Genomic DNA, 9,227 nt, shown 5'->3' with positions numbered 1-9,227 from the left:
ATTTGCCAAGGCTTTTCATGGTTTTTTAACTTTAAATTGATTCTGAAAGACTTCTCAAAAAAAGCTTGAAATGCCCGTCATTTGGTAATTTTCAAAAGTCAAGAATTAAAAACTTGAACATCGAGTGGTAGGACTCGATGTTCGAGTTTTTTTAGTTGACTCTTCAAGAGTACCATTTGCCAAGGCTTTTCATTTTCCTACAATTCCATTGGCCTGGGGGTTGCTGCGACCGTGGCCATGAGGATCTTTTTCGGCATTTATCTGGCCAGGCAGCCAGGCTCAGCCCCATCCTGGCCCTTCGTTCAGATTAATACCCTGACCGTCCAAAGATCCTGAAATCAATAGTAATTTTGATCAGCACAGTATTGATGAATCAATATCGGCAATGGTGCTGACCCCGGTCATGAACATAGCTTTTTTCAATATCTTGTGAATATGTTCCATGTGTATTCTGACGCCCAGGGAACCTGCACCCACGGCCGCCCGGATCACATCCCTGCCAAGGAGTACAAAATCCGCACCCAGTGCCAGCATCTTGAGCACGTCATAGCCGGTCCTGACCCCGCCGTCTGCAGTGATGATGACCCGGCCTTTCAGGTGTTTGGCAATATCCGGTAGCACTTCTGCCGTCCCGGGCGTTGCATCAAGGACCCGGCCGCCGTGATTTGAGACACTGAGCACCTTGACCCCGGCATCAGCACAGCTTAGGGCATCCTCCACCGTCATGATCCCTTTGGCAATAAAGGGTAAAGAAGTGGCCTGGACCAGCTCTTTGATATCCTTTACGCTCTTGCGGAATACCGGCTGGTTATGCAGGGCCATAATGGTGGACCCGCACCCGTCAAGATCCACACCAACCGCAGGACATCCCAGCTCTTCGGCCGTTTGGATGAGCTGTTTGAGCACATCCTGGGACCTGGGTTTGAAGATGGGAACAGCTGGCACGCCTTCTTTTTTTATGGCGCTGAGCGCCGGGTTGTCCCCGGGGGTATAAAAAAACGTGTCTCCCCGCCACCCCATGGTGCCGGCCTCTTTACACCCCCGGATCACGGCCCTGCAGAAATCTTCTTCTTTTATGGCATTGCCGTAACGCTCAGCTCCTGCCGTGGAAGCACCCATGACCGGAAAATCAAGTTTTGTGCCTAAAAATGAGCAGGAGGTGTCAGGTTCGGTATGTTCTCCCACCACCCGCAGTTTCAGGCGCACGGCCTCAAGGGCCGCAACATTTCCCCGGAAGGAGAAGCCTGCACCGGCACCTCCGAATCCAATGGGTTTGCCATAGGCCTCTTTCTGGCAGATTTTATCAAAGTTGCCGTCACAGGCAGGATAAGCCGCACAAAATCCTTTGAGGTTTTTTCTTGCCCTGTCCCGAACCGCTTCAAGGGTTTGGGGAACTATTTCCTGATCAAGAATAACGCGATTGTCAGCCCCGCAAAAGCTACACTGCTCAGGCAGTTTTTCCTGGTCCATGGTCGTAAAGCACATGGTGCATTGCCAGATAGTCATATCAGATGGAGCCTCCTTCTTCTTACTATAGGTTTTGTAAAAGCGTGTCTGTCAAAAGTTTGCTGTCATAATTATGCGCGGCAAGGGCTTTGGCCCTAAGATTGGGAACCCGTTCGTGGAATGGTGTTCCGGCAGCCTCATACAACACTCCTAAAGGAAGGCTGTTTTCCCACTCCTGGGCCAGCGTATACGCCCTTGCAGGATCCCGGGGGTCATAGTCCGTATCCGCCAGTTTGTAAGCCCGCTCCTTATACCAGCTTAAGGTGTTTATTTTATTAAAGGACACACAGGGCTGTAAAATGTCCACCAGAGCAAAGCCTTTGTAGTTCATGGCCTTGACGATCAGTTCCGTCAAATGCCCGGACTCTGCCGACAGCCCCCGGGCCACAAATCCGGCCCCGGCAGCCAGGGCAATGGCCAGGGCAGAAAATTGGGATGAGGTGGTACCGGTATTCTGCAGTTTTGTGACCATCCCCAGGCTTGACGTGGGAGATGCCTGGCCCTTGGTCAGCCCGTAAATCTGGTTGTTGTGCACCAGAAGCGTCATATCGATATTTCGCCTGATTGCCCCAAGAAAGTGATTGCCGCCTTCGCCATAGCAGTCTCCATCCCCGCAGTTTACGACAACCGTAAGATCGTTATTGGCAATCTTTGTTCCGGTTGCAAGGGGAAGCGCCCTGCCGTGAAGCCCATGAAACATGTTGCATTTGAGAAAGTGGGGTGTTTTTCCGGCCTGGCCGATACCTGAGATCAGTGTGAGCTTTTCAGGCGGAATCTGCTGTTGGGCAAAGGCATTTTTCATAGCGGCAAGGATCTGGAAATTACCGCATCCCGGGCACCATTTATTTTCATAATTGCAGTTAAACTCTTTTGAGGTAATCATTATTTTACAAGCTCCTTTGCCTTTTGAACAATATAGTCCGGGAAAAAAGGTCTGCCGTCATATTTGAGGATGGTGTCAAAGGCGGCGATGCCGGCTTCCTGGGCAAGCAGGCGTCCCAACTGGCCGGATTCATTCTGCTCCACCATGATCAGGTGCTTATCATCCAGCATGTTTCCAACCGCGTTACGGTCCATGGGCCACAGGTCTTTGAACAGGGCGGCCCCGATCTCTATGTTTTGGGCCCGCAGCCGTTCAACAGCCTCCAGAATATTTCCCCGTGTTGACCCCCAGCCCACAAGAAACACCCGGGCCGTTGGGTTCACCAGAAGCGGTGGGTCCATCTCTTTGATCATGGCAGGCAGCTTTGCAGCACGCTTTTGGGTCATGGCAATTTTGTTTGCGGCATTTTCACTGATGTGCCCTTCAGGGTCATGTTCATTGCCTGTGACCCGGACAAGCCCCGGGCCCGAACAGGGCAGTCTTTGTGGAGAGACACCGTCCTTTGCCAGGGCATACCGCAAATAGGGGATATCGTCATTGCCGGAATTGTTTTGCTCATAAAAGCGTTCAATGTCAGGTGCCACGGTCAGGCTGTTAATTTCCGTCACCCTGGAGTTGGCCAGAAACTGGTCAAGAAGCACAATGGCCGGGACCTGGTACTTTTCTGCCAGGTGAAAGGCCCGCTTCATGGTCTCATAGGTCTCAACAGGGGTCCCCGGCGCAAAAATAAACCGGGGGAATTCATCCTGGGATGCATGGAGCGCAAAAAGCAGATCTGCCTGTCCGGTCCTGGTGGGCATCCCCGTGGCAGGCCCCGGGCGCTGGGCATTGACGATCACCAGCGGCGTTTCCGTCATCCCGGCAAGCCCTAATCCTTCGGTCATGAGACAGAAGCCGCCGCCCGAGGTTGCGGTCATGGCGCGGACACCGGCAAAGGAGGCGCCAATGGCCATTATAACGGCGGCAATCTCATCTTCTGCCTGTTCAACAACAACGGGAAGTTTTTCCGTATAGGGAATCACATTGGAGATCACACCTGTGGCCGGACTCATGGGATAAAAGGGGAAAAACCGGCAGTCAGCGGCCAGCGCACCTAAAGCTGCGGCCTTGGCCCCGCTGAGAACAATGTTATTGCTCTTTTTTGCCTCCCATGTAAACCCGGTGTTCCGGCTTAAGCCTTTCACCGCATCAAAGCCTTTTTTGGCCGCTGCAATATTAAGGGCCGCGATTTTCTCGCCCTTGGCGGCAAACTGATTTTTTAAAACATCGGCCAGCAGAGTGAAGGGTGTGCCGAGAATGGCCAGCACAGCACCTGCGGCCACTGTATTGGCTGTAATTTTATTGCCGGCGTCTTCTGCCAGTTTTTTCAAAGGGATTTCAAAGCGTGTCTTGTTTTTTGTCCCGGGTTCCTCTGCGTTGACAATGGCAATGCCTTCGCTTAGCAACTCTTCTTTATGTAACTCATATGCATCCTGGTTAATGCAAACAAGGATATCAAGCCTGTTGCCGGGGGCAGCAATCTGCTTATCGCTGATCCTCAGCAGATTAAAACTGTGCCCGCCCCGTATTCTTGATTCAAAATCATCCACAGAGAAGATAAACAAACCGCTTTGGTGACACACTTCGGAGAGCAGGTCGCCAATGGTTTGGATGCCCTGCCCCGCCGCGCCTGCAATTTTTAATGTTACATCAGTTTTCATGGATGCACCTATTGTTATTTTTTATTTTAGTGGATGAAAAAGACCTGCCTTATTCCCGGGCAAGGTATTGTGAAAGAGAACTGTCATCCAGACCTTGCCCGCCTGAATTCGAAATCGTTTCCATTGAATATGAAAGCGATTTAAAAAAAAGTCAATCCTTTGCCCTGTATCATTTTCCAGGATGACCGCTTTTTAACATTTGATTTTAATATTCCAATTGACAAGTCCTGTTATTGATCTAATTTGTGATACAAACTTAATGTCCGTAAGGAAATAAGGAGATAAAAATGAAAATACTGCTGCTGCAGGGGGGCGCCAAAAAAAACGGAAACACGGCAAAGGTGCTCGAATGGGTAAAAGAGGAACTCATCCGTCTTGGCCATGATGTGGAACCCGTTTACCTGCATTCAAAAAATCTTAAAGGGTGCATGGGCTGTGCAAAATGCAAACAGACAATGGATGCCCCGGGTTGTATCCAAACGGATGATATGACTGAAATCATGGAAAAAATGATTAAGTCCCAGGCCGTTGTCTTTTCCTCCCCCCTATATTTCTGGGGCGTGAATGCCCAGCTTAAATCCGTCATCGACCGCACTTACAGCCTGTATACCACCGCCCCTGAACATCTCTCCCTTGTGGAAGGCCAGCGCCAGGGGCTTTTGATGACAGGTGCCGGGCCTTTTGACAACAATGCCGCAGAGGCATTCACCGCATTCAGCAGGATGCAGAAATACCATAAATCGGTTAATGCCGCAGAATTGTTTGTGGGGGGATGTTCAACCCCGGATCAGATGGATGATTCCGTAAAAAACCAGGCGTGTGAATTTGCCCGTAAACTCACGGAATAGTCTTAATTTTGAACTTCCTGCCACAATTGTGAGTAGGCTGCCACAGCCGCCTCTTTTTCGGCATAGGCCAGGGCCGGTGCCCTGTGGACACCCATGCGCTCGATATGGGTGGAAAAGGGAATCCAGGTCTCCATTACCTGTTTATTCCCGGCCCGTATCTCCTCCATGATTTGAAGGTGCAGGGATTTGCTCTGCTGGACCATGGAAAAAAACGGGAAGATCTTGGATGACTTATAGCCCTGTTTTTTGAAAAATTCATACAGTTGTTCAAGGGTCCTCTGGGACAATGTGGTGGGGATCACCGGCACAACAATCCGGTCCGCCACCTTGAACACATTTTCCGAAAGCAGGGAGATATTGGGGGGGCAGTCCAGAAGAACAATGTCATATTCGCCATCAACCGGCTTCAGCGCCTTGTTCAGCCTGGAGCGGCTCTTTTTCATCCGGGACAGAAAAATATCAAAATCCCTGAAACTCATGTTGGCGGGCAAAAGGTCCAGATTGTGAAAATCACTTTCTCTGATGGCATGTGCAAATTTTTTTGTATCTTCAAAAAAGCTCTGATTTTTCAGTTTTTCGGACGGCTTCACACGAAAATAAAACCCTGAGGCCCCCTGGGGATCAAGGTCGCACAAAAGTGTCCGGTTGCCGCTTAATGCACTGGCATATGCCAGGTTGACCGAGGCTGCGGTTTTTCCCACACCGCCTTTGTTGGAATAACAGGCAATAAGTTTCATAAATCAATATCTCCCTATGAGTCAACCTGGGTTTTGTCTTGTTCTCCGGTTTCAGGTTTCGGGTTTGCCGCAATGTGTTTTAAATCAAACAGGGCGTTAAACGCACCCTGCGTATCCGGGCTGTAAAACCGGGACAGGTTTTCAATGATCATCCGGCGCTCTTCCAGCTGTTTGCGGTAAAGCATGGCCGTCAACGCCCCGATGCTTTCGGCCAGGGCCCTGGCATTGGGTCCGGCGTCCGGATAACGGTCAAGACACTGGGCCAGGGTGGCCTGCTGGACAGACTGGTCATTGAAACTTCCCAGATGCTCCTGCAGCCCTTTAAGGGTTTTGAGCAGGCTTTTTACCTGGTTGTCGTCAAATAATGGCTGGGCCGATTCAATCAGGTACCGCAGTTTTTTACACTGGATGCGCAGTTCGTGAATGGTTTCATCCGGGGTCTTATCGGTTATATTTCCGGCAAGCCTGCACACCTTTTTATATCGTTTCAAAACAAGGTTCGCGGCAAAAATTTTTGACGGGGCATCGGCCTGGGGGCCTTTGGGCAGGGCATTGGGATTCTCAAATAACTTCTGAATGGATTTTATCTGTTGTTTGTAGGCCTTGGATTTAAGCATGGCCTTAACCTTTCCAAAGGCCTCATCCCGATCCTGTTGCAGCAGTTCAAAAAGGACCCCAAGTCCCGGGTGGGCCTTGGGGGGAACCAGGGCAAAATAATCGTCCTTAGACAAAAAATAAACATCCCTGTCCCGCATCAGGTTGGTATCCTGCATAATATCCCTGAAGTCCTGTTTCAACTGGTCAAGGGTTTCAGTGGCCACCACGCCTTTGAACAGGGTAAGCACGGAACGCACCTTGCGCAGACTGACCCGCCACTGGTGAAGAAACTCGGTGTCAATATCGTCAATCAGTCCGGGTTCGTTACGGCGTGTCACCTGCAAAAAGGTCTGGACAATGGTACAAAGGCTTGTCCTGGCAGGGGTATTTTCAGACAGGTGAATATCCGGCTTGGATGTATAATCCGAAATCCTGAGCTTAAGCACCTCTGCCGGAAGCCCTGGTTTTTCCACTTTTTTCAAAATGCCGCAGATCAGCGCATGGCTGTCGCTGTAACCGCGCATGGGACGGGTCCGAAGCCAGGACCAGGTATTCTTTCCACGGCTCAAAGAGATCAATTCAATGCGGCAGCAGGTTTTTTGCTCATCATCCAGAAGGCTTAGCGTATCCCGGACGATGGTCACCTGCCCTGCCGGTATAAACGCCCGCAAGGCAGACTGCTCCAAAATCAGGTCCCTGACCGGCCCTTGGGGAAGATCCCGGGCAAATCGCCATTCAGATTCCGGCGCAGCCTGGGCAGTTACATCACCTGACCAGCAGAGCCTGACCAGACCGGATTCCGTCTGGATTAAAAGGGCATCTGAATTGTAAACCGCCGCATCAAAGGTATCCAGAACAGTCCCCTCTTCAGGCTCACATGCATTGCCTGCCAGGGTCATATTGGCATCTTTGAGGGTGGCATTTATCTTTTTGACATTGATACCGGCCGGCAGCATAAACGTTTGCGGGGATGGGAGATTCATTGTTCTGATTTTTCCTTGTTCTTTTCAATGTATTCATGGATCAGGTTTTCAATAATGGCCTGGACGCTGGTCTCTTTTTCAATGGCCAGGATTTTAAGCTCCTTAAGCACTTTTTTGTCAAGCCGCAGAGACGTATTCACCTTTTTGGTTTTTACCATGTTAGATCCTTGTTAATCTTTGTTTCACGCCTTGATATAATGACGTCATTAAATTAAGATGTCAACCACTATGGATTCAATGACAAAATACGCTGCCATCGACATCGGTTCCAATGCCGTCCGCCTGCTTTTAGCCATGGTCTCGGCGGAAGAAGAGTTCGGACTTCGGGTAAAAAAAATCTCCTGGATGCGCATGCCCATCCGTTTAGGTGAAGACGCCTTTTTACGGGGCATGATCTCGGATGAACGGGCCTGCAAACTGACAAAAACCATGGGGGGGTTTGCAAAGCTCATTGATGCGTACCAGCCCGTGGCGGTCAAGGCCTGTGCCACTTCGGCCATGAGATCCGCCGGAAACGGCCGGCAGGTATGCCGCAGAATCAGGGAGCAGACCGGTATAGACATCGAAATTATCAACGGCAGGCAGGAGGCCCGGTATCTTTTCCAGAACCGCCACCAAATAATGACTTCACCGGAAAAAGCAGCTTTGTTTGTGGATGTGGGGGGCGGCAGTACGGAAATCACGTTGTTCTGTGACGGCAGGGTCCAGGCCAGCCGTTCCTTTAACCTGGGCACCATCCGTCTGCTCAACAACCGGGCCCGGCAGCAGGACTGGGATCTGATGAAATCCTGGTTAAAAAAAATCACCCGGGGACACGAGCCTGTGGAGGCCATTGGCAGTGGTGGAAACATCAACAAACTGTTTAAGCTGGCCAAAGGCCGGCCCGGGACATGGGTGAGCCTGAAAAAAATAAAAAAAATCCGGGATGAACTGGCTGATTATGCGCTGGAAGAACGGATGAAACGCTTTTATTTGAAACCGGACCGGGCAGACGTTATTATCCCGGCTGCGCGGATTTATATTAAAGCCATGACCTGGGGCCGGTGCGAAAAAATCCATGTACCCATGCAGGGACTTGCCGACGGCATGATCCGGGTTTTGCACGACCAGAGGGTGCAGGCGCAGTCCATTGGAACACAAATGCATGCGCCTGCAATTGAATCGGCATAGAATGAGGCCATGCCCATAGATGAACCGGATTACAGATTAGGACCGCAAATTTTATAAATTGAACGAAATGGCTTGCCTTTTGGCTTATATACAAGGCGCAATTTCTGCTCGATTTATTTCATCTGCGGTCCTGGGCCTGAAAAAAAATCAAACTTTCAAACACTAGCTACAGCATGTTCCGCCGCCGCATCCTGTGCACCCGGCAGGCGGTTCCAGACTGGATTCAAGGCGGAAGCCCGTACCTTCAAAATCAACATCCACAGGACCTGCTTTTTCCAGCAGATCCTTATCCATGATGTATTCCACATCATCAAAGGTAAACACGGCATCTGTCTCTTTTTTCTCGTCCAAAGCCATGGCAAGGCTTGGGCCGCCGCATCCGGCACTGTTGAGAAAAATTCTAATGGGCGTAATTTCTTTGCCTTCAAAATAAATTTTGACCTGTTCCTGGGCAGGCTTGGTAACATTTATCATACCTAAGTATCTCCTTCATTTTCTGTTGTGGGTTGGGCCTGGGTGCTGATCGCCCAGAGCAACTCATGGCTGTTAGTATGGGCTAAATCGTGAATAGATGCAAGACAGGGAATTTAACAGTGCGTTAATGACGATTGCAATTTTTAACAGGGGTGTTAAAGCCTTGGGCATAGGTGGGCGGGGATATCCGGGCGGACTGCATGGAAATTTTATAGGACTTTTAAATTGACTGTTGCAATCTTCGACAGGAAATGTTTAATATTTCAAATGTCTTTATTTCCCTTTTTCTGCCAACCTGTTGCATATAATGGTTGGATAATATTTTTTTT

The 9,227-nt window shown here is 50.0% G+C and carries 10 protein-coding genes; 3 read left to right on the top strand and 7 right to left on the bottom strand.

Going from position 1 to position 9,227, the window contains the following annotated elements:
• Positions 1-354: 354 nt before the first annotated feature.
• The 3 genes from AB7U36_RS12565 to AB7U36_RS12555 are packed head-to-tail and all read right to left on the bottom strand — an operon-like array spanning position 355 to position 4,089.
• Complete coding sequence (locus tag AB7U36_RS12565) at positions 355-1,506, bottom strand: alpha-hydroxy-acid oxidizing protein (RefSeq protein ID WP_428160111.1); 1,152 nt, start codon at positions 1,504-1,506, stop codon at positions 355-357.
• A 25-nt stretch (positions 1,507-1,531) separates the two neighbouring features.
• Positions 1,532-2,389: a thiamine pyrophosphate-dependent enzyme gene (locus AB7U36_RS12560; protein WP_428160110.1), complete on the bottom strand. Its 858-nt coding sequence runs from the start codon at positions 2,387-2,389 to the stop codon at positions 1,532-1,534.
• Positions 2,389-4,089 carry a 2-oxoacid:acceptor oxidoreductase subunit alpha gene (locus AB7U36_RS12555; protein ID WP_428160109.1) on the bottom strand — a complete coding sequence of 567 codons (1,701 nt, stop codon included), beginning with the start codon at positions 4,087-4,089 and terminating at the stop codon, positions 2,389-2,391. The genes AB7U36_RS12560 and AB7U36_RS12555 overlap by 1 nt, the downstream gene beginning before the upstream one ends.
• 29 nt (positions 4,090-4,118) lie before the next feature.
• On the opposite strand from AB7U36_RS12555, the gene AB7U36_RS12550 reads away from it, so the two are divergent.
• Both AB7U36_RS12550 and AB7U36_RS12545 read left to right on the top strand, forming a co-directional pair.
• Positions 4,119-4,274, top strand: coding sequence for a hypothetical protein (locus AB7U36_RS12550; protein WP_428160108.1), 156 nt, complete (start codon positions 4,119-4,121; stop codon positions 4,272-4,274).
• 102 nt (positions 4,275-4,376) lie between these two features.
• On the top strand, positions 4,377-4,937 hold the full coding sequence (locus AB7U36_RS12545; RefSeq protein ID WP_428160107.1) for a flavodoxin family protein: 561 nt from the start codon (positions 4,377-4,379) through the stop codon (positions 4,935-4,937).
• Positions 4,938-4,939: 2 nt separating this feature from the next.
• Here AB7U36_RS12545 and AB7U36_RS12540 read toward each other — a convergent pair whose 3' ends face one another.
• The 3 genes from AB7U36_RS12540 to AB7U36_RS12530 are packed head-to-tail and all read right to left on the bottom strand — an operon-like array spanning position 4,940 to position 7,412.
• On the bottom strand, positions 4,940-5,674 hold the full coding sequence (locus AB7U36_RS12540) for a ParA family protein (protein ID WP_428160106.1): 735 nt from the start codon (positions 5,672-5,674) through the stop codon (positions 4,940-4,942).
• 14 nt (positions 5,675-5,688) lie between these two features.
• On the bottom strand, positions 5,689-7,254 hold the full coding sequence (locus AB7U36_RS12535) for a CHAD domain-containing protein (RefSeq protein WP_428160105.1): 1,566 nt from the start codon (positions 7,252-7,254) through the stop codon (positions 5,689-5,691).
• Positions 7,251-7,412, bottom strand: coding sequence for a ribbon-helix-helix protein, CopG family (locus AB7U36_RS12530; protein ID WP_428160104.1), 162 nt, complete (start codon positions 7,410-7,412; stop codon positions 7,251-7,253). Before AB7U36_RS12530 ends, AB7U36_RS12535 begins: the two co-directional genes overlap by 4 nt.
• 70 nt (positions 7,413-7,482) lie before the next feature.
• On the opposite strand from AB7U36_RS12530, the gene AB7U36_RS12525 reads away from it, so the two are divergent.
• Positions 7,483-8,424 carry an exopolyphosphatase gene (locus tag AB7U36_RS12525; RefSeq protein ID WP_428160103.1) on the top strand — a complete coding sequence of 314 codons (942 nt, stop codon included), beginning with the start codon at positions 7,483-7,485 and terminating at the stop codon, positions 8,422-8,424.
• A gap of 162 nt (positions 8,425-8,586) precedes the next feature.
• Here the strand turns inward: AB7U36_RS12525 and AB7U36_RS12520 are convergent, their stop codons facing one another.
• A complete protein-coding gene (locus AB7U36_RS12520) occupies positions 8,587-8,898 on the bottom strand; it encodes an IscA/HesB family protein (RefSeq protein ID WP_428160102.1) in 312 nt (103 codons plus the stop codon).
• Positions 8,899-9,227 lie beyond the last annotated feature (329 nt).

Source organism: Desulfobacter sp. (genome assembly GCF_050177295.1).
Note: the sequence above shows the minus strand (reverse complement) of the source record. Positions and strands in the feature narration are given on the sequence as shown.

What these genes read in the sequence shown, in the direction of transcription:
- AB7U36_RS12520 (WP_428160102.1), bottom strand. Translation starts at nt 8,898, where the DNA reads ATGATAAATGTTACCAAGCCTGCCCAGGAACAGGTCAAAATTTATTTT.
- AB7U36_RS12565 (WP_428160111.1), bottom strand. Translation starts at nt 1,506, where the DNA reads ATGACTATCTGGCAATGCACCATGTGCTTTACGACCATGGACCAGGAA.
- AB7U36_RS12540 (WP_428160106.1), bottom strand. Translation starts at nt 5,674, where the DNA reads ATGAAACTTATTGCCTGTTATTCCAACAAAGGCGGTGTGGGAAAAACC.
- AB7U36_RS12545 (WP_428160107.1), top strand. Translation starts at nt 4,377, where the DNA reads ATGAAAATACTGCTGCTGCAGGGGGGCGCCAAAAAAAACGGAAACACG.
- AB7U36_RS12560 (WP_428160110.1), bottom strand. Translation starts at nt 2,389, where the DNA reads ATGATTACCTCAAAAGAGTTTAACTGCAATTATGAAAATAAATGGTGC.
- AB7U36_RS12530 (WP_428160104.1), bottom strand. Translation starts at nt 7,412, where the DNA reads ATGGTAAAAACCAAAAAGGTGAATACGTCTCTGCGGCTTGACAAAAAA.
- AB7U36_RS12535 (WP_428160105.1), bottom strand. Translation starts at nt 7,254, where the DNA reads ATGAATCTCCCATCCCCGCAAACGTTTATGCTGCCGGCCGGTATCAAT.
- AB7U36_RS12525 (WP_428160103.1), top strand. Translation starts at nt 7,483, where the DNA reads ATGGATTCAATGACAAAATACGCTGCCATCGACATCGGTTCCAATGCC.
- AB7U36_RS12555 (WP_428160109.1), bottom strand. Translation starts at nt 4,089, where the DNA reads ATGAAAACTGATGTAACATTAAAAATTGCAGGCGCGGCGGGGCAGGGC.